This is a genomic window from Arthrobacter sp. 9V (genome assembly GCF_902506065.1).
GTDB lineage: Bacteria > Actinomycetota > Actinomycetes > Actinomycetales > Micrococcaceae > Arthrobacter.
Genome location: NZ_LR732912.1, coordinates 3,543,575 through 3,562,502 on the forward strand (window position 1 = coordinate 3,543,575; position 18,928 = coordinate 3,562,502).

The window sequence follows — 18,928 nt, forward strand, 5'->3', positions numbered from 1 at the left end:
ATGACCCAGCCCTCAACGTGGGACATTGGTGAAAAGAAGCAATTGTTGGTTTTTCGGCGCTCTTTCCACGAACATACCCTGCGCATGCGCGTAGTGCTCAGCCAATTGCCGTTATCGGTCTGTGTCTGTATTTCGGCCATTCTGGTCTGGCTGTATTTTCCTGCCACGCTTGAAAATCCGCTGTTCCTCATTTTCCTGCTGAGCCAAGCGTTCCTCTTGGCCCTGTGCATCATGGTGCCGTGGCACCGGCTGCCGTTCGCCACCTTCCTCATCATCCCCATACTGGACATGGTCTCCATCGGCTTCGCCCGCGAGGGTGCGGTGGAGTCCATCACCGGCCTCAGCGTGCTGGTGGTGCTGCCCGTCATCTGGTTGTGCGCTTCAGGGTTGTACCCGAAGCTCGCTATTGTCTTGTCCTTCCTCGGACCGTTGGGGATTGTCTGGGTTCCCCTGTTCGTGAGGGGAACCCTCAGCGAACAGGACTTCACCAAACCCCTCCTGTTCCCCATCCTCATGTTGGGCATCGGAGTCTCGGTCAGCGTCCTCACCCTGAGCATGGTGCGCCAGCAACGGGCACTGGAGCAGAAGGATGAAGCCCTCAAAGAAGCATTGAGCGTCAGCACCAAACAGGAACGGCTCCTCAACACCGTTATGGAAGCCCTTCCCTTGGGCGTGGTGGCCGTGGACGGCGATGGCCATGACATCCTCATGAACCGCCGGCAACGCCAAACGCATGCCTTGGCAACTCCCGTGGACAATGACGATCCCAACGAATCCCAGTTGCTGATCTTCGATACCGACAGGACCACGCCGTTGGTTGCGGACCGCAGGCCGGTACGCCGTGCGGTCCTCGGTGAAAGGTTCACGGACCAGCTGGTGTGGTTGGGCTCGGGAAGTGAACAACGTGCCTACACCGCGAGCGCCCGCCCCATGGTGGACGACGACGGGAAGTTCGCAGGCTCGGTGGTGGTGTTCAGCGATGTCACGGACCTGGTGAATGCGCTGGCCGCCAAGGACGATTTTGTTGCCAATGTCTCTCATGAGTTCCGTACCCCGCTGACGTCCATCCTTGGTTACGTCGAGCTGATCCTGGATGAGCCGGATACCCTCGATGCCAGGTCGCGCAAACAGCTGGACATCGTCAGGCGAAACGCCGAGAGGCTCCTGACACTCGTCTCGGACCTGCTGGCCGTGCGCTCGGGCCAGATCGTCATCCAGCCGCACACAGCGGATGTGGCCGAGTTGGTGCGCGGTAGCGTCAACTCTGCGGAGCCGCGCGCAGCCAAGGCCGGCATCCGGCTCTCCGTGGATCTTCCCGACGCACTGGAGGCCCGCGTTGATTCGTCACGGATTGCGCAGGTACTGGACAACCTGGTGTCCAACGCGATCAAGTACTCCCCCGACGGCGGGGACGTGGAAGTGGCGGCTTGGGAGGATCAGGACTTCATCTTCTGCCGCGTTACCGATACCGGCATGGGCATGAACGAGGAGGAACAGGCGGAGGCCTTCACCAAGTTCTTCCGGGCCGGCGGAGTACGCAAAAGCGCCATCCCGGGCGTCGGACTTGGCTTACCCATCAGCAAGGCCATTGTTGAAGCGCATGGCGGAACCATCACGCTGGAAAGCGAACCGGGCAGGGGCACCACGTTCACTGTGAAGATGCCCGCTTGAGCTTCAGCGTTTAGCTGAGCTTGAGTTCATCTCCGCGTCCCGACGGCGGCCAAACAGGAAGTAGCTGACCGGACCGAAGAAGTTGATGAAGGAAACAGCGCGCCAGACCGCCTTTTTGCCCCTGATCTGATCATCAGGAGTCTTGCCGATGCTTCGTTGCGCAGCGCCCAACAAGGCCATGTTGATTGCTCCACTGACCAACAGCATGACCCGTTGGCCTTTGGTCATATCGCGCCAGGATTTCTTACGTGCCATGATGCCTCCTCCAGTGAAGATTTACTTCTCAGGCTAGTCCGACGCCGGGCCACCCGCCACAGCCTGGCGTACCACTTCGCCCCACGATTGCTCTGCCAGGTCCGCCACGGCTGCCAGGATTTCCGACGGCGGAAGGGACAGGTCCAGCGGGTACTCCACAATGTCGATGTCCGTGTTGAGAATCCGGCGCAGCTTCATTTCCCCCGCGCCCGCGTAAACGAGCCAGGCGGTGGGGACCCTGAGCGCTGTGCAGTACGCCAGCAACTGGTAATGGTCGGCGCTAAGGGACGCACCGGCGTCGGAAGCTGCTTGGTACTTGGAGTCATAGACCACTACGGGCCGCCCGCCCAGGAAGTGCACAGCGTCCGGACGAACGGTGAGGCGATCGGAATCCCGGACGGCCTCATTAAGGAGCGCGCCATACTGGAGTCGCATCTCCCCTGGATGAGCGCTCATGGCACTGCGCAGCGCGGTTCCCACGAATTCCTCGAACACCTGACCCATGTCCACCACGAAGGACGCGGTTTGCTGCTTGCCCTCTCCTGCCTCGGCGGAGGCATTGCGGAGAATCACCTCGGCCAGGCGCAGCACCGGGTGGTATCTGAGGTTCATCCGGCTGGCCCGCCAGGGCGGCAGCGGCGCTCCGGACTGAAGGCGGGTGACGGCGTCGAGCTTTCCCTTGAGCTGCCGGAGGCGGCTCAGGACGTCAGGCCGGACGCCGGGCACCTTGCCCATGCGCTCCAGCGCAGCACGGAGGATACGGTTCTCCGCAATGTCCTCAGTGAATTCGTCGTAAGAGACCTCCAACGGCACCATCATGCCCGGGCGCCGGGAAATCTGGTCCGAAATCCGGATGCGCCCCTTGACCGTCCGTAAAGACTCTTCCACGGTGAGGTAGCCCTGCAGGACGCCGCGGCTCAGGGCTTTATCTGCCAACTGGGCGAGTGATTCCGCCAGTGCGCTCCACAAATCCGGATGCTCCACTGCTTCCACTGAGTGCTCACGGAAGCCCTGCTCTCCGGCGTAACTGAGCAGGAAAAGGAGCCGGCTCAGACCCAGACGGTCTTTGGGACGGACTTCCAGCTGCACCGTGGCGGTCCGCACTGAACCCACCTTGCCCACGGGTTCAATCCTGTACAGGCCCATGCCCATGGGCGAGGCCTTCGCCAGTCCGCTGGTGTTGATGAACGCAGCCGATGCGGGGTAGAGTTTTTCCACCACGCCCCGGGAGAGCTCGTCCATGAAGATGTGCCGCGGGCCGGAGTTCGGCCGCGTGGCGCTTGAAGGCGCGCCCGCGCTGGCAGGCGCCCGGCCCGGCCTGGGCGGGATGGCTTTAGCGGGCTGCAAGACGTCCCAGCAACTGTTCCAGGCCGAAGCGCTCTTCGAGCTGCGCCCGGTTCAACTGCCCGTGGTAGTGCTCCTCCAACAACGGCATGAGCTCGTACTTCCAAATACGGCGAAGGCCTGTGGGGTTTTGGGCCGCATTCTTCATGAAGTACGAGGGCCCGATCATCAGGTCCCGGTCCCAGTCATCGATCGCGTCGTTGAGCGCATCCAGCAGGTCCGCGTTGAGGGTGTCCAAACCCCGGGCTTCCAGGAAGCGACGCAGCGTGCCCCGGATCGGTTCCTCTTTGGGGTGCAGCTCAATGAACGCGAAACGGCGCCGGATGGCGGCGTCCATCATGGCAATGGAGCGGTCCGCGGTGTTCATGGTGCCAATGATGTAAAGGTTGTCCGGCAAGCTGAAGGGCTCGTTGGGGCTGTACTGGAGGTAGATGCGGTCATCCCGGTACTCCAGGAGGAAGTAGAGCTCGCCGAAGACCTTGGCCAGATTGGCGCGGTTCATTTCGTCGATGATCAGGAAATACGGTTTGTGCGCATTCTCCGGTTTGGCAGCTTCCTCCGCGAGACGCCGCAGGGGTCCGGCGACGAGTTTGAAGGACACCTGGCCGTCGTCGGTCTTGTCCGGCCGGTAGCCCTCAAAGAAGTCCTCGTAGGCATATGAGGGGTGGAACTGCACCAGCTTCACGCGTTCATCAGTGTGGTCACCGGCCAGTTCGGCGGCAAGGTGCTTGGCCAGGTAGGTTTTGCCCGTTCCCGGCGGACCGTACAGAACCAGTTGGCGGTTGTCCTCGAGCAGTTCCGCGATCTCTTTGAGCGGTTCAAGATCCATGTGCAGGGACGTTGCGAACTCTTCGGTCAGGGGCCTGAACCCTTGCTGAATAACCTCGACGACGGTGGTGGGCGGTGCCTCATCCTCACCATCGGTTTCGGCTTCCACCGGGAGCAGTTCCTGCAACGCCTGAATGACCCTTGTGACATCCACAATGATGCCCGGGGTGGAGAGTTGCCGCTGGGCGTGGCGCGGGAGCTCGGGGATGGCGTAGCTGTCATCGAACCAGCGGACCTTGCGGCGGATCCGCCTGTTGTCCTCGTGGTGCTCGGGTTCACCAAGGACCACACCAACCCTGACCCGGCCGGCGTGCTGGTACAGCGTGAGATCGCCCGGCTTCATGACCGTGAGGAAAGCGAAGACTGCCGTTTTGGTGTCTTCCCGTTCCACATAGCCCAGGTGCTTGTAATCCTCATCCACGGCGTGCTGAACCACGCCTGCCGTAACGCCGGCGGTGAGGGTGCGCAGGTGTTCCACGTCCAGGGTGGCCTTCTCCTCGGCAACCCAGGCGGCAAGGAGGTCAGCATGATCGTGATGGGTCCTCAGGAGCCAGGAGCGGCGCCCCGGATCGCCTACCTTGCGCCATTGGCTCACCAGTTGGCGGGCATACCAATCGATCCGCTGCCCGGCTTGCTCGTCCAAATGCAGGCGGATCCGGTGGATGTCTGCAGTGATGTCTTCATCACTGTCACCTCCGGCCCCTCCTACCAGCGAAGCAAAGGCATCCCTGATTTCCTGGCGTTCAACGTCCGCCACCACGGGCTCAAAGTAGCTCGGCCACACCAAGTATTCGATGCTGCGGCGCAGGGCGGGCTGATCCTCCGGTGTAGCGGCAGCGAGTTCATGGAACTTCAGCGGGTCCGCGAGCGCTTCATTGATGGTGGCCGTGCTTTGGCTGTCCACATGGGCTACAAAACGGCACAGCCATTTGAGGTGGTCCCAGATGGTCCAGTTGAACTCGGCGGTGCGGTCCCGGATGACGCCGTGGTCCGTCATGCCCTCATATAGCTCTTTTGGCAGCTCGATGGCCGGCTGAACCCACGAGGCCGCTTCGGCGACGCGGGCACGCTTGACCCGCAGTGACTTAACTTCATGTGCGAGCGGGAGTGATTGCAGGAACAGGAGTTCCACGGCCAGCAGTTTGGCCTCCCGGGACGCTCCCTCGAGGTTCTGGCGGAGGTTGGTCATCATGGGGGCTTTGGAGTCCTCAACTCCGCGTTCGAGCCTTTCCAGGAGCTCGCCCGCCGCATCCGCGGTCCACGTCAACGTCCGGCCGTCCAGCGCCGAAGGTCTCCCGTGGAGCGCCGGACCCAGCACATACCAAGCCGCGTCCTCGATCTCCTTGGAGACTCCGGGGGCGCGGTCAATGGCTGTTATTACGGAGGGAATCACCATGCCAACTTACCTTGTTTGGTTTAGCCAAGCATCTGGATATCCACAGCCTTGCCGCTTAGCCCCTCTGACCTGCGGCGGGGCGGCTGTCACTGGGCGGAGCGACTATCAGTGCATGCCGAACTGGTAGCTGAAAGGAACTGCCTCCCCAGGACAGACTTCCTCCCACAGAGCCGCGATTGCGTCTTCCCCTTCGCGCAGATCCGGAATCTCAACGCCCTCCCGCAGGATCGCAGCGGACTCAGCCGGGTTGCCCGTCCGGGCCAAGGCAAGCGCCCGCAGGAACCTCAAGCGTCCGACGCCGGGGCCTTCCTTGGGTGCCGCCTCTGTCAGTTCCAGCGCAAGCTCAGGGTCGCCGTGGCGGATGCAGAGCGTGACGGCCTCCGTTAGCAAAGCTGTGCTGGAGGGGTCGGTCTCTACACCTCTCCGGAGCTCGGCGATGCCCTCAGCATCGTGTCCCCTTGCGAACAGGGCCAAGGCCAACCCGCGGTGGGCGAGCGCGGTGGTTGAAGGTTTGGCCGCGCCGGCCAGCACCTCTCCATACAGCTGCATCGCTCCGTCAAGGTGCTGCCGGGCATGCCTCATGGTGGCCAGATGGAACTTCGCCTCAGCGCTGCTTTGTCCCGCAAGCAGTTCCTCCCAGTCCGCCCCGGCGACGAAGGAGGGCGCGCCGTCGAACGCTCTACCGTGCAGCAGCCCGAGCCATGGTTCCTGCTCGGCCGTGACACTCTCATCCACAAAAGGCGTACCGCTCTCATCAATCCAGCGCTTGCCGGTTTTGAGCCGCCGCGCACGCTCCAGCACACCCCAACCGCTGCCTTGCAGCAGCATTTTTGACGGCGGGACGTCGGCGTCACGGATAGCTGCGGGAAGCATCGCCTCGAGTTCCTCATGGGGCAGGAGTTGTTCCAGACGCTCGCTGGCGTGTGCCACCGCAGCGTCCCAGTCCGTGCCGTGCGAGATATCCGCTTTCAGGTGTCCGTTGCCGTAGGCCTCCACCCAGGCCCACTCGGCACCGGCCGGCATCACCAGGTGTTCGAACTGTGTCTGCGCTAGGCCTGCCTGGATTTCGGCGTAGGTTCCGGCACCGGGGCTCAGCCACTCCTGCCACCGTTTACCTCCCTGGCCCTGGCCCCATACGAACAGCTTCTTTCCCCGCAGGAGTCCCGTAGACAGCATGGCCAGCCCATCGCCGTCGTTGTCTGCAGCCACAACCCAACGCCGTTCGGAGGGGTCGATGTCAAAGAAAAAGTCGGCCGCGTGCGGGCTATGGACCAACCAAGTGGCGTCGTAGCCTTCGTGCCGGGTGGGCGTGACGCGGGTGATATCCGTGGCGTAATCGCTCCCGAAAGCCTCATCCGCTGGAGCGATCACCCGCGTGCGGTCCGTTTCCGGGATGGCGGCGTTGCTCCACCAGTACATGGGGACGTCGTGGTCATTCGGGTTCCGCAACCGGACCGCGGCGAACAGGACCTCAGAGTCCTCCGGCAGCCAAATGTCCACCTGGAACACCACTTGCCTCAGGCGTTCGAACTCCCACATGCGCAGGATGTGTTTGCCGGTCGGGGTGTGCACGATTGCTGTGTGCAGCGGATCGCAACTGGTGGGCGAGTGACCACGCGTGCCGATGTTCCATTCCAGCCCGCCGGCGAACCAAGCTTTACGAAGCGCAATGTTGGCCAGCTGCGGGGCTTTATGGGTGTGGAGGAGTTGCTTACCTGTGGTCTTATCGAACAGCTCCCAGATCCGGCCACCCAGCGACGGAAGGACCGTCACCTTCAGCTTGCTGTTTTCAAGCACGACGGCGGGCAGTTCCTTGGGTGCCGCGTCCCGGCTGTAGCCGTCCTGCATGAGGTAGGGGTAAACGTTGGGCACCACTCCGTAGCGGGCCGACGCCTGGAGTTCCTCCGGCACGCCCTCCCCCACGGTGTACGGCTGGTCCAGCTCGGCCGCCACCACCGGCAGGGGGTTGAGCGGCCCTGGATCGGCCATGGTCAGGGAGATGGTGGTGACGGTGAGGTTGGAGTTTCTGGTGATGGCCACGTCAGTATCCGATCGTGAGGAGGAGGCCGCGCTGCGGCTCCAGGGTGATGGTTTCGCCGGGCCGTAGCTCCCGGCAGATTGGAAGCCGGGGATAGCCGGGGCATTGGCGTTGCCGGTGGCGGCCTCGTCGTCGAAAATCAACGTCACCTTCTCAGTTTGCCTGGCCCATGACGCCGCGCAGGGGTTACCTGGGCATGGACAGATTCAGCGCGTTGACTTTCGCTTTGGCCGCCCGGACAATCTCGCGATCCGTCACGATGTAAGCGGTGGGATCACCGTCGTCCTGGGTACCCAAAGAGATTGCAGCGTCGGCGAGGGTAGAGACCGTCCTCTTGGCGGACAGGTGAACCGCGGACAGTCCGGCCGCGTGCATCGCGGGAATGTCCTCCAGGGTCAGTCCCCCACCCGCCATGATTTCAAGAGTGCCGCTGGCCCGTTCCACCATGTCCGAAAGGGTGTCCAGACCAGCCCCTGCCGTGGCTGCATGGCCGGAGGTGAGGATCCGCGTGAAGCCCAGTTCCATGAGCTGATCAAGGGCGGCCAAAGGGTCCCTCGATTTGTCGATGGCCCGGTGGAACGTCAACTGTGCCGCCGGGTTGGCCTCCTTTGCGGCATCCACCAAGCGCTGGACGGTGCGAAGGTCCACGTCCCCGGAAGCCGTGAGCGCCCCCACCACCACTCCATGGGCACCCTGAGCCAGCAGGTGGCGGATCTCGTGAACCATGGTGTCCACATCCGATGCCGAATACCGGAAATCACCGGGCCGGCAGCGAATCAGTGGATGGGTCTCCAGACGACCGTCGACGTGCTCCAAGCTCGCTTCCATGAGCCCTTGGCTAGGCGTAACGCCACCAAGTTCGAGGCTGCTGCACAGTTCAATCCGATCCGCGCCTTCAGCGGCGGCCGCCCCTGCACCCGCAGCACTCACTACGGCAATTTCGAGTTTCATGTTGAAACTCTACGCGGAGTTTTTGTACAGCCGATGCCCTCAAGAGAGTCCCTCAAGGGCATCAGCTGTACAAAGACTCGTCAGCCTTGGTACTTCTGCAGCTTTTCCTTCTGCTCCGGAGTGAGCCTGAGGACCCGTCCGGTGGCTTCGGCCACGAACGCCAGGTGAGTGGTGGCTTTGACGCAGTCCTCCCGGGTGACCGGATCCTTGATGACATAGTGAAGATCAAAGCTTGCGCCTTTAATCGCCCCCACCCAGATCTCCACAACAGCGGGGATGTTGCGGTAATCCAAAGTCCTGACGTACCGGACCTTGTGCTCCACAACCAGGGTCATGATGCCCTCTTCAACATCATTGAACAGGGCCGCCGGGGGCTCTTTGCCCGGAAGGCCGGCCCCGCGGGGTGGCCCGAACGCTGCGATACGGGCTTCCTCCAGCATGCGCACAATCTGGACGTTGTTGATGTGGCCGTAGGCGTCCATGTCACCCCAGCGCATGGGTACAAGAACCTCCATGCGCCCGGGTGCCACAGACTCCTTCAGTGGCTCCGTGCTCAGCTGTGCACCGCCGTCGAGTCATCCACTGCAGCGTCTTCTTCGCCTGCAAACTGGGACATGTACAAGCGGTAGTACGCGCCTTGGAGTGCGAGCAGTTGGGTGTGGTTACCCTGCTCCACAATCTTGCCGTTCTCCATCACCAGGATGGTGTCAGCGTCCCGGATGGTGGAGAGGCGGTGGGCGATCACGAAGCTCGTCCGGTCAGTGCGCAGGGCAGCCATGGCCTTCTGCAGCAGCAACTCGGTACGGGTGTCAACGGAGCTTGTAGCTTCGTCCAGGATCAGCAACGAAGGATCAGAGACGAAGGCACGGGCAATGGTGATGAGCTGCTTTTCACCGGCGCTGACGTTGTTGCCTTCTTCATCGATGATGGTCTGGTAACCGTCCGGTAGGGCGCGCACGAAGCGGTCCACGTAGGTGGCCTTCGCCGCCTCCATGATCTGTTCCTCGGTAGCGTCCAGGTTGCCGTACTTGATGTTGTCGTAGATGGTCCCGCCAAACAGCCAGGCATCCTGCAACACCATGCCCACCTTGGACCGCAGTTCTGCGCGGCTGAGGTCCTTGATGTCCACGCCGTCCAACGTGATCCTGCCCGCGTTGAGCTCGTAGAAACGCATCACGAGGTTCACCAATGTGGTCTTACCCGCACCGGTGGGGCCAACGATCGCTACGGTGTGGCCGGGTTCAGCAGCGAAGGACAGGTCCTCGATGAGCGGCTTGTCCTCCACATAGCTGAATGACACGTGCTCGAACTCAACGTGGCCGTCGGTCTTGGCGGGCAGGTTGCGGGTTCCGGTCTCTTCAACTTCTTCATCAGCATCCAGGAACTCGAAGACGCGCTCGGCCGAGGCCACGCCGGACTGAAGCATGTTGGCCATGCCCGCAATCTGGCCCAGGGGTTGAGTGAATTCCCGGGAGTATTGGATAAAGGCGGTGGCGTCACCAAGGCTCATGGAGCCCGAGGCAACACGCAGGCCACCCACCACGGCAATGCCTACGTAGGAAAGGTAGGACACGAAGTTCATGGCCGGGAAGATGATGCCGGAGACGAACTGCGCACCGAAGGACGCCTTGTAGAGTTCCTCGTTCTTCTCGTCGAAACGGTCCAGCATGTCGGCATCGCGGCCGAAGACCTTCACGAGGTCGTGGCCGGAGAACGATTCTTCGATCTGGCCGTTCAATGCACCCGTGTTCTTCCACTGTGCTGCGAAGAGCTTCTGGCTCCGGGCACCAATGACGCCCGCCACGATGCCGGACAACGGCAGCGCGATCAAGGCAATCAGCGCCAACTCCCAGGACACGATGAACATCATCACCGTGATGCCCAGGACAGTGAGCACCGAGCTGACCAGTTGGGAGAACGCCTGCTGGAGCCCCTGCTGAACATTGTCGACGTCGTTGGTCACGCGGGAGAGGATGTCGCCACGCTGGCGGGTGTCGAAGTAGTTCAACGGCAGCCGGTTGAGCTTGGCCTGGACGTCGTTGCGGAGCTTCTTGATGACCCGCATGACGATCCTGTTGAGCAACCAGCCCTGGGCCCACAGGAAGATGTTGGCCACAAAGTACATGAGGAGCACGATCGAAATGAGGAACGTCAGCTTGGGGAAGTCAATCCCGTTGGTGAGTTCCATCTTGGAGACCATGTCCGCAAAGTTGCCCTGGCCTTGCTGGCGCATGAGTTCCACGAACTGCTCTTGGGAGACACCCTCAGGGATCTGCCGGCCCATGACGCCGCCGAAGATGACGTCCATGGCATTACCAAGGACCTTGGGGGCGATCACGTTGAGGACCACGGAGACAATAACGAGGCCGATCACGATGTACACGCCCACGGCCTCGGGTTTCAGCAAGCCCATGAGTCGCTTGGCTGAGGGCCAGAACTCCTTGGCTTTCTTTGCCGGGACGTCGCCGAACATGCCGCCGTCGGCTTCGGAGGGGACGTATTCCTCTTCGATGAACTCGTCGTCCTCCAACGACTCGGTTGCTACCTCAGCCTCAGCTGTTGCCTTGGCATCCTTGGCGGCTTGAGCCTTGGCAGCCCAGCCACGCTTCTTCTGCTGGTTCTGCTCGCTCATGCCACTTCCTCCACGCTCAGCTGGGATTCAACGATTTCCTGGTACGTGGGTGACGTCTCCAGCAGTTCGTCGTGTGTTCCACGGTCAACGATCCTGCCGTTATCCAGTACAAGGATCTCGTCCGCATCCGCGATGGTGGAGACGCGCTGGGCCACGATGATGACCGTGGCGTCCCGGGTCTTGGCCTTCAGGGCCTTGCGTAGCCTGGCGTCGGTTGCAACATCCAAAGCGGAGAACGAGTCATCAAACAGGTACACATTCGGTTTGGTGACCAAAGCCCTGGCAATGGACAGCCTCTGGCGCTGGCCACCGGATACGTTGGTACCGCCTTGGGCAATGCGCCGGTTCAAACCGGATGACTTTTCTTCCACGAAGCCCTTGGCCTGTGCCGTTTCCAGCGCATCCCACAGTTCGTCATCCGTGGCATCGGGCTTGCCGAAGCGCAGGTTGTGCTCAATTGTCCCCGAGAAAAGGTATGGCTTCTGAGGCACGGCAGAGACACGGCTGGTGATCTCCGAGGCGTCCATCTTGGTGACAGGAACGCCGTCGAGCAGTACGTCACCGGACGCGACGTCGTAGAGCCGCGGCAGCAGCGAGACCAAAGTGGTCTTGCCCGCGCCCGTGGAGCCGATGATGGCCAGGGTCTTACCGGGCTCGGCAGTGAAGGAGATGTTGCTCAGCACTGGCGCCTCCGCACCTGGATACTTGAACGTGACGTCGCGGAACTCCACGCGTCCCTTCTTCTCGGCCGGAACCACTGGTGAGGTGGGGTTGTGAATGGAAGGCTCAACGTCCAGAACCTCGCCGATGCGGTCTGCACAAACAGACGCGCGAGGAATCATCATGGCCATGAACGTGCCCATCATGACTGCCATCAGAATCTGCAACAGGTACTGGAGGAAGGCAGTCAGGGCGCCCACCTGCATTTCACCGGAATCCACCCGCTGGCCGCCGAACCACAGAACGGCCGCAGTGGACAGGTGCAGGATCATGCCGATGGCCGGAAACATCAGCACGAACAGGTTGCCGATCTTTACCGATACCGCAGTGAGATCTGCGTTGGCATCCCCGAAGCGCTTGGCCTCGTGAGGCTCGCGTACAAACGCACGGACCACCCGGATACCGATGATCTGTTCCCGCAGCACACCGTTAATGGCGTCGATCTTGGTCTGCATGGACCGGAACAGTGGCATCAGACGGACCACAAGGTAACCCACAACGGCAACCAGGACCGGGACGGAAACCCACACCAGCCACGACAGGCTCAAATCCTCACGGAGCGCCATAATGATGCCGCCAACACACATGATGGGTGTTGAAACCATGAAGTTCAGGCCCATGAGCACCAGCATTTGTACCTGCTGGACGTCATTGGTACCGCGGGTGATCAGCGTGGGAGCGCCGAAAGTGTTGACGTCCTGAGCGGAAAAGCTGCTGACCTGCCGGAAGACGCCGCGGCGCAGGTCCCGGCCAATGGCCATGGCGACGCGCGCGCCGAAGTACACGGCGATGATCGCAGCAATCACCTGCCCAAGGGCAACAGCAAGCATGAGCGCACCGGTCTGCCAGATGAAATCGGTGTCTCCGCGGGAAACTCCTTCATCAATAATCTTGGCATTGAGGCTGGGGAGGTAGAGCGTGGCGATGGTGGACGCCAGCTGAAAAAACAGCACGGCCACGATCTGCGGCAAATACGGCTTGGAGTAGCGCCGTATAAGGGTGACAAGCATGCCCACGGGTCCTTAGAAAGAGTGCGTGAATGAGTTAAGAGAAGTGTTGCAGCCGGGGCTGACAGTATTAGCCTCCCTACTGTACGAAATCCTTTGCCCCGGCGAAACAACCTGCGGAAAAGATCATCCCAGCGGAGTATCTGCTGTGTCGCGGGCGCTCCCGCTGCCGCAGCCCGGGGCTGTCGTGGCAGGCAAAAGCGCCGACTGGTTTTCCCAGCCGGCGCTCTAAGTCCCGCCCTCGTTGGCCCTGCTCTCCGCAGTAGGCCTTGAAATTCGAACAGAGGCAGGATCCGTGGCGGAGTTAGCCTGCGTGCTTGCCGTGGTCCGAACGCGCTTCCACGCCTTGGAGAAGCAGCAACGCCATGCGCTCTTGCTGCCTGCGCTCGCGTTTGAGTTCCTTCCGGATCGCTGCGAGTTCTTCGGCGGTGTGGGCCTGCTGCTCGGCAATGGTTTGCTGCTCCCGCAAGCGGGCCTGCAATTCCACGTTGGCGCGGCTCAGCTGCAGCTGCTGTTCGGCCAGGACATACTGCGTGCGTGACAGCTGCTCCTGGACTTCCTTCACATCAGCCGTGCCGTGGGGCCGTTCCTGGGTGAGGATCCGCGCAAACTCAAGGTCGAGATCGGAGCCGGAATCCTGGCTGGAGGCGGGGCGGTCGGTGCGACGGACCTGCTGCTCGCCCGCCGAAACCTGACGCTCCCCTGTGGCCGCCTGACCCCCGCCCACCGAAACGGCGGGGTTGGCACCCAAGCTGCGGACGTCGCCGTCGGACGCTTTCAGGTCGTCTGCCTTTACGGCGTCCAGAGACGACGTGTCCAAGGACATTCCGGCGTCCCCGGAAGCGGTGGCAACCAGTTCCTTCTCCGGAGCAGCGTCAACCGTGCGGCGCAGTGGGCGTTCCTTGATGAAGAGCACCGCAAGAAGGGCAACAACGCTGATGATCGCGGAGATCAGGAAGATCTGAGCAGTCGCATCACCATAGGCAGCACGCATGATTTCGGCTATGGGAGCAGGCATGTCGGCCAAGTCCATGCTGGCTCCCGAAGAGCCACCCTGGACCGGGATCCCGGCTGCGGCCATGCCCTCAACGGCGAGGTCCTTCACGTGGTTGGACATGATGGCACCGAGAACGGAGACGCCGATCGCGCCGCCCACCGAGCGGAAGAATGCCACCGAAGCACTGGCGGTTCCAATGTCCTTGGCCTGAACAGTGTTTTGCACAGCAAGGACCAGGTTTTGCATCAGCATGCCAAGGCCAAGGCCGAACACACCGGTGTAAATGGCCACGATCCACAGTTCAGTGGTGTGGTCCATGGTTCCGGCGAAGGCCAGTCCACCAATGAGGAGGACGGAGCCTGCAATCAGGAATCTCTTCCACTTACCGAAGCGGCTGATCAGGATGCCGGACGCGACCGAGCCGATCAGGTTACCGGCGATCATGGGCAGCGTCAGCAGGCCTGCCTCGGTAGGTGTTGCGCCACGGGCCACCTGGAAGTACTGACCCAGGAAGGTGGAGGAACCGAACATGGCGATGCCGACGGCAACGGAAGCCACAATGGCCAGGGCCGTGGTGCGCTCGGAGATGATCTTGAGCGGGATGATCGGTTGTGCAACCTTGGTTTCGACGAATACCAGAAGTGCCAGAAGGGCTACGCCGCCACCCACCATGAGGGCGGACTGCCATGAGAACCAGTCGTAGTAGTCAGGGTTGCCGGCGAAGGAAACCCAGATGAGGAGCAGGCTCACGCCGGAGGTCAGCAGGATGGAACCGAGCCAGTCGATCTTGGCCGGACGCTTGATGTGCTCGATCTTCAGGGTGATCTGGAGCAGGATCAGCGCGACGACGGCCAGCGGCACGCAGACGAAGAACGTCCAGCGCCAGCCCAGCGGGCTGTCAACGATGAAGCCGCCCAACAGCGGGCCGCCGGCAGTACCTACGGCCATGACGGCACCCATGTAACCGGAGTACTTGCCACGGTCGCGCGGCGGAATCATGGACCCGATGATCGCTTGGGCGAGGGCAGTGAGGCCACCCATGGCCACACCCTGGATGACTCGGGCGGTCAGCAGCAGCGGGATGGTTTCGGAGAGGCCTGCCATGACAGAGCCGGCCACGAAGATGATGATGCTCAGCTGGACCAGCAGCTTCTTGTCGAAGAGGTCCGCGAGCTTGCCCCAGATGGGCGTGGTTGCGGCGTTCGCCAGCAGCGCGGCTGTGATGACCCAGGCGAAATCGGTTTGCGTGCCCTTGAGCTCGGACATGATGGTGGGCAACGCGTTGGCAACAATCGTGCTGCTCAGGATCGCTGTGAAGAAGGCTGCAAGGAGCCCGGTGAGGGCTTCCATGATCTGCCGGTGCGTCATAGGTGCTGCGGCTTTGTTGGCCGCGGAGCTAACTGAGGCGTCCGCCGCCTTGGTGTTCTGAACTGCTGGTGTGGCCATGGTGGCTCCTAAGCTGTCTGGTGAGTATTGATGGAGCCGGCCGCCGTTGCCCGGATTGAGTCTTTGAGGGACTCTGTGAGTTTGTTGATGACCTGGGAGGCCTCGAGGGCATCTGCCTCGCTCCAATCCGCCAGGTAATCCCGCAGTCTCACGCTGCGTTGTTCTTCGAATTCGCGCAGCTTTGCCGCACCGCTCTCTGTCAGGGCGAGGAGTTGGGCCCTGCCGTCCGCAGGATCCGGTCTCCTGACAACAAAACCGAGTTCCTCCAGTTCGCTGACGTGCCGGCTGAGCACGGGCGCGCTGACACCGAGCCGCGTAGCCAGATGCGTAGCGCGGGTCTCCCCCTCGCCAATGAAGCGCATCACCCCCTGCACGGCCATTCCGACGTCGGGAACGCGGGCCATGTGGGCGGTGACCACACAGCGCAGCGTGCGCTGGAGATCGAAGATTTGATGCACAAGATCGGTTGCTGTGGCAGAACCGACGGACATGGAAAACACCCCTCTTTTTGTTTGCCTAAAGCAACTATAACCTAGATTGATTGCTTTGGGAAACTAAAGATGAGGGTGCCTTGCCGTTGCGAGGCCCGCTCTGCGCCCCATTTTCCTCAAATGGAGCGCAGAGCGGGCCCCACAACGCAAGCAGCCCCCGCACGAGGTTCCGTGCGGGGGCTGGCTGTTTGGGGTTAGTCGCGTCTGTCTAATCCAAGTGGGTGGGGCCGAACATCTTCAACAGCGTCTCAACCACGACGACGTTGGGTCCGTCCGCTTCGAAGGAGGCCTTGAGGGCGTCCCCCACTTCCTCCGGAGCCACCCGGCGGGCCGGGACACCGAAGGACTCGGCAAGCTTGACGAAGTCCGGGCGGGCTAGCTCGGTGGCGGTGGCCTGACCGAAGGCACCCACCATGTATTCGCGCAAGATGCCGTAGCCGCCGTCGTCCACGATCAACCACGTGACCGGGACGTTGTGCTGCTTGGCAGTGGCAAGTTCGGAGATGGAATACATGGAGGAACCATCACCGGAAACGGCCAGCACCCGGCTTGGTTTGCCTGCGGTTTCCAAACCCACGGCCCCGCCGATTGCTGCGGGGAAACCGTAGCCGAGGCCGCCTGCGCCCTGGGCGGAGTGGAACTGGCCTTGGCGGGCGTCCCAGCAGCTCCAACCCCAGTACGCGGAGATGGTCATATCCCAAAACGTCTGCATGTCAGCGGGAACGGCCTCGCGGATGTCTGCCATGAACTTCAGTTCCTTGGCCAGGTCCTGTGATTCAAGGCGGGCCTTGACCTTTGCCAGGGATTCCTTGACTACGTCTTCGGGGCTGGTCCCGTGCCAGTCACGCTTTGTTGCGTCCGCGGCACCTGCTGCGGCGAGGGCTTCGTCCAACGCGGCGAGTGCCTGGCCGGCGTCGGCACGGATGCCCAGTCCTGGCCGGTTGGATTCGAGGACCCGGGGTTCGGCGTCGATCTGGATGATGCGGCCGCGGGGTTCGAACGTGAAGTAGTTCGAGGTCACCTCACCCAGGGACGAGCCGATCACAATGAGCACGTCGGCGTCTTCCAGAACATCGGTCATGTACCGGTCCTCGATCCAGGACTGCAAAGACAGCTCGTGGGTCCACGGGAACGCACCATTGCCGCCGGGCGTGCAGATCACGGGCGCCCGCAGCTGTTCGGCAATCGAGAGCAGCGACTTCTCAGCCCGGCCACGACGCGTACCGCCGCCTGCGATGATCGCCGGGCGTTCCGCCGTCGAAAGCCACTTCACGGCTTCACGGATCAGCTCAACGCGCGGCGGGTTATCGAATGCCTCGGCAAGCGCGTCCTCCACCGGTGGAACCATGATCGGATCCAGCAGGACGTTCTGCGGGATTTCGATCCAGACCGGACCCTGCGGCGAGGAAATCGCTTCGGTCCACGCGTCCTGAATGGCCGAAGGGATTCCGGAAGCGTGCTGGATCAGCCGCTGGCTCTTGGTGACATTCGCCGCCGAAGCCTTCTGGTCATCAAGCTGGTGCAGCATGCCCTTGCGGCGAGCACCCAAGCCATCAAGCGGAATCTGGCTGGCCACAACCACCATGGGAACACCCGTGGCGTAAGCCTCCTGCAAACCGGCCAGGGAGGTCAGCGCGCCCGGTCCCGTGGACAGGAACAACACACCCACCTCGCCGGTAGCGCGGGAATAGCCGTCTGCTGCGAACGCCGAGTTGTTCTCCACACGGGAGGACACGAAGTGCAGGTTGCCGCGGCCCATGGCGTCAAAAAGACCCAATGCGTGCTGGCCCGGGATACCGAAAACGGTCTTCGCACCCAGCGCTTCGAGGGTCTCGACGACGAGGTCCCCGCCGTTGCGCTGGTTGGTGCCCTTGGTTGGGGCTGCTGTGCCCGGATCGAAATCGATCATCGCTGGTCCCCGGCCGCTCCGGTTGCCTTGGCGAGCTCCGCGATGCGGGCGCCGAGCGCCTGCTGTGCATAGCCGTTCGGGGCACCCTGGCGGTCACCTTCCACGGCGTTATCCGCCATGAGGGTCACGAGCTCGTAGGCTACGTGGCTGCCGGCAACTCCGGTGATTTCCGCGTGGTCGTAGGCCGGGGCAACTTCCACAATGTCCGCGCCAACGAGGTTCATGCCGCGGAAGCCACGGATGATTTCCAGGAGTTCGCGGCTGGTGATGCCCCCTGCTTCGGGAGTGCCGGTGCCGGGTGCGTGGGCGGGGTCCAGGACATCGATGTCCACAGAGATGTACAGCGGACGGTTGCCGATGCGGTCACGGATCTTCGCCACGGTCTCCAGGACGCCCTGGTAGTAGACGTCGGCCGAGGTGACGATTCCGAAGCCGAAGCGGTGGTCGTCGTCGAGGTCCTTCTTGCCGTACAGCGGGCCGCGGGTACCCACATGGCTGATGGCCTCGGTGTCCAGGATTCCTTCTTCGACCGCGCGGCGGAAGGGGGTGCCGTGCGTGTACTCGGCCCCGAAGTAGGTGTCCCAGGTGTCCAAGTGGGCGTCGAAGTGGAGCATGGCGATGGGCTCGCCGGCCCTTTCGGCTGCTGCGCGGAGGAGGGGAAGGGCGATGGTGTGGTCGCCACCAAGAGTGACCAGCTTGCTGCCGTTGGCCGTGAGGTCCAGGGCGTTCTGCTGGATGGTCTCGATGGCCTCGTTGATGTTGAACGGGTTCACCGCCATGTCGCCGGCGTCGGCAACCTGGATGTTCTCGAACGGACTGACGTCCCACGCAGGGTTGTACGGACGCAGCAGACGGCTGGCCTCGCGCACGTGGTTGGCACCGAAGCGCGCGCCGGGGCGGTAGGAGACGCCGGAGTCAAAGGGAACGCCAACTACGGTGACGTCAGCTTTGGAGACCTGATCCAGGCGGGGCAGACGAGCGTAGGTGGCGGCACCGGCGTAGCGCGGGATGCGGGACGAATCGATGGGACCGAGGTTCCCGTTGGCCTCAATGCGGAGCTCTTCCAAAGTGTGCCCACTCCTTAAGTAGATAGGGGTTAAGTCGTTCACTGTGACACCCATCATACACTCGAAGTTGTCTAATATGCATCACATGTTTACAAATTGGATTACCGGGTTCCCGGCATGAGATGCCGGTCACAGCGAGCGTAAAGATTCCATAAAAACCGGGGTACCGGCGTCGA

13 protein-coding genes are annotated in these 18,928 nt (G+C 62.2%); 1 reads left to right on the forward strand and 12 read right to left on the reverse strand.

What is annotated here, in order from left to right; genetic code table 11:
* Nucleotides 1-1,671 carry a sensor histidine kinase gene (locus BACI9J_RS16255; protein WP_159735284.1) on the forward strand — a complete coding sequence of 557 codons (1,671 nt, stop codon included), beginning with the start codon at nucleotides 1-3 and terminating at the stop codon, nucleotides 1,669-1,671.
* A 3-nt stretch (nucleotides 1,672-1,674) separates the two neighbouring features.
* Here the strand turns inward: BACI9J_RS16255 and BACI9J_RS16260 are convergent, their stop codons facing one another.
* The 12 genes from BACI9J_RS16260 to speB form a co-directional block, all read right to left on the reverse strand.
* Complete coding sequence (locus BACI9J_RS16260) at nucleotides 1,675-1,926, reverse strand: PLD nuclease N-terminal domain-containing protein (protein WP_159735285.1); 252 nt, start codon at nucleotides 1,924-1,926, stop codon at nucleotides 1,675-1,677.
* 33 nt (nucleotides 1,927-1,959) lie between these two features.
* On the reverse strand, nucleotides 1,960-3,168 hold the full coding sequence (locus tag BACI9J_RS16265) for a 5-methylcytosine restriction system specificity protein McrC (RefSeq protein ID WP_159735286.1): 1,209 nt from the start codon (nucleotides 3,166-3,168) through the stop codon (nucleotides 1,960-1,962).
* A 91-nt stretch (nucleotides 3,169-3,259) separates the two neighbouring features.
* Nucleotides 3,260-5,494, reverse strand: a complete 2,235-nt coding sequence (locus tag BACI9J_RS16270; RefSeq protein ID WP_159735287.1) for an McrB family protein — start codon at nucleotides 5,492-5,494, stop codon at nucleotides 3,260-3,262.
* A gap of 105 nt (nucleotides 5,495-5,599) precedes the next feature.
* Nucleotides 5,600-7,681: a DUF5107 domain-containing protein gene (locus BACI9J_RS16275; protein WP_236558732.1), complete on the reverse strand. Its 2,082-nt coding sequence runs from the start codon at nucleotides 7,679-7,681 to the stop codon at nucleotides 5,600-5,602.
* Between the two features lie 37 nt (nucleotides 7,682-7,718).
* Nucleotides 7,719-8,483 carry a copper homeostasis protein CutC gene (locus BACI9J_RS16280; RefSeq protein WP_159735288.1) on the reverse strand — a complete coding sequence of 255 codons (765 nt, stop codon included), beginning with the start codon at nucleotides 8,481-8,483 and terminating at the stop codon, nucleotides 7,719-7,721.
* An 80-nt stretch (nucleotides 8,484-8,563) separates the two neighbouring features.
* The gene (locus tag BACI9J_RS16285) at nucleotides 8,564-8,980 is read right to left on the reverse strand and encodes an acyl-CoA thioesterase (RefSeq protein WP_159736515.1); all 417 of its coding nucleotides are present in this window, start codon (nucleotides 8,978-8,980) and stop codon (nucleotides 8,564-8,566) included.
* Between the two features lie 56 nt (nucleotides 8,981-9,036).
* Nucleotides 9,037-11,115 (reverse strand): ABC transporter ATP-binding protein, encoded by a 2,079-nt coding sequence (locus tag BACI9J_RS16290; RefSeq protein ID WP_159735289.1) that lies wholly within the window; start codon nucleotides 11,113-11,115, stop codon nucleotides 9,037-9,039.
* Entirely contained in the window at nucleotides 11,112-12,845 is a 1,734-nt protein-coding gene (locus BACI9J_RS16295; RefSeq protein ID WP_159735290.1) for an ABC transporter ATP-binding protein, read from the reverse strand. Before BACI9J_RS16295 ends, BACI9J_RS16290 begins: the two co-directional genes overlap by 4 nt.
* A gap of 301 nt (nucleotides 12,846-13,146) precedes the next feature.
* Nucleotides 13,147-15,285, reverse strand: a complete 2,139-nt coding sequence (locus BACI9J_RS16300) for an MFS transporter (protein WP_159735291.1) — start codon at nucleotides 15,283-15,285, stop codon at nucleotides 13,147-13,149.
* Nucleotides 15,286-15,293: 8 nt separating this feature from the next.
* Nucleotides 15,294-15,776 carry a MarR family winged helix-turn-helix transcriptional regulator gene (locus tag BACI9J_RS16305; RefSeq protein WP_159735292.1) on the reverse strand — a complete coding sequence of 161 codons (483 nt, stop codon included), beginning with the start codon at nucleotides 15,774-15,776 and terminating at the stop codon, nucleotides 15,294-15,296.
* Between the two features lie 208 nt (nucleotides 15,777-15,984).
* The gene (locus tag BACI9J_RS16310; protein WP_159735293.1) at nucleotides 15,985-17,685 is read right to left on the reverse strand and encodes a thiamine pyrophosphate-binding protein; all 1,701 of its coding nucleotides are present in this window, start codon (nucleotides 17,683-17,685) and stop codon (nucleotides 15,985-15,987) included.
* Nucleotides 17,682-18,752, reverse strand: a complete 1,071-nt coding sequence (speB, locus tag BACI9J_RS16315) for an agmatinase (protein WP_159735294.1) — start codon at nucleotides 18,750-18,752, stop codon at nucleotides 17,682-17,684. The genes BACI9J_RS16310 and speB overlap by 4 nt, the downstream gene beginning before the upstream one ends.
* Nucleotides 18,753-18,928: the final 176 nt, after the last annotated feature.

Bases quoted from the DNA above. Each gene is read 5' to 3' on its own strand.
- BACI9J_RS16255 (WP_159735284.1), top strand. From the start codon at position 1: ATGACCCAGCCCTCAACGTGGGACATTGGTGAAAAGAAGCAATTGTTG.
- BACI9J_RS16260 (WP_159735285.1), bottom strand. From the start codon at position 1,926: ATGGCACGTAAGAAATCCTGGCGCGATATGACCAAAGGCCAACGGGTC.
- BACI9J_RS16265 (WP_159735286.1), bottom strand. From the start codon at position 3,168: ATGGACGAGCTCTCCCGGGGCGTGGTGGAAAAACTCTACCCCGCATCG.
- BACI9J_RS16270 (WP_159735287.1), bottom strand. From the start codon at position 5,494: ATGGTGATTCCCTCCGTAATAACAGCCATTGACCGCGCCCCCGGAGTC.
- BACI9J_RS16280 (WP_159735288.1), bottom strand. From the start codon at position 8,483: ATGAAACTCGAAATTGCCGTAGTGAGTGCTGCGGGTGCAGGGGCGGCC.
- BACI9J_RS16285 (WP_159736515.1), bottom strand. From the start codon at position 8,980: ATGCGCTGGGGTGACATGGACGCCTACGGCCACATCAACAACGTCCAG.
- BACI9J_RS16290 (WP_159735289.1), bottom strand. From the start codon at position 11,115: ATGAGCGAGCAGAACCAGCAGAAGAAGCGTGGCTGGGCTGCCAAGGCT.
- BACI9J_RS16295 (WP_159735290.1), bottom strand. From the start codon at position 12,845: ATGCTTGTCACCCTTATACGGCGCTACTCCAAGCCGTATTTGCCGCAG.
- BACI9J_RS16300 (WP_159735291.1), bottom strand. From the start codon at position 15,285: ATGGCCACACCAGCAGTTCAGAACACCAAGGCGGCGGACGCCTCAGTT.
- BACI9J_RS16305 (WP_159735292.1), bottom strand. From the start codon at position 15,776: ATGTCCGTCGGTTCTGCCACAGCAACCGATCTTGTGCATCAAATCTTC.
- BACI9J_RS16310 (WP_159735293.1), bottom strand. From the start codon at position 17,685: ATGATCGATTTCGATCCGGGCACAGCAGCCCCAACCAAGGGCACCAAC.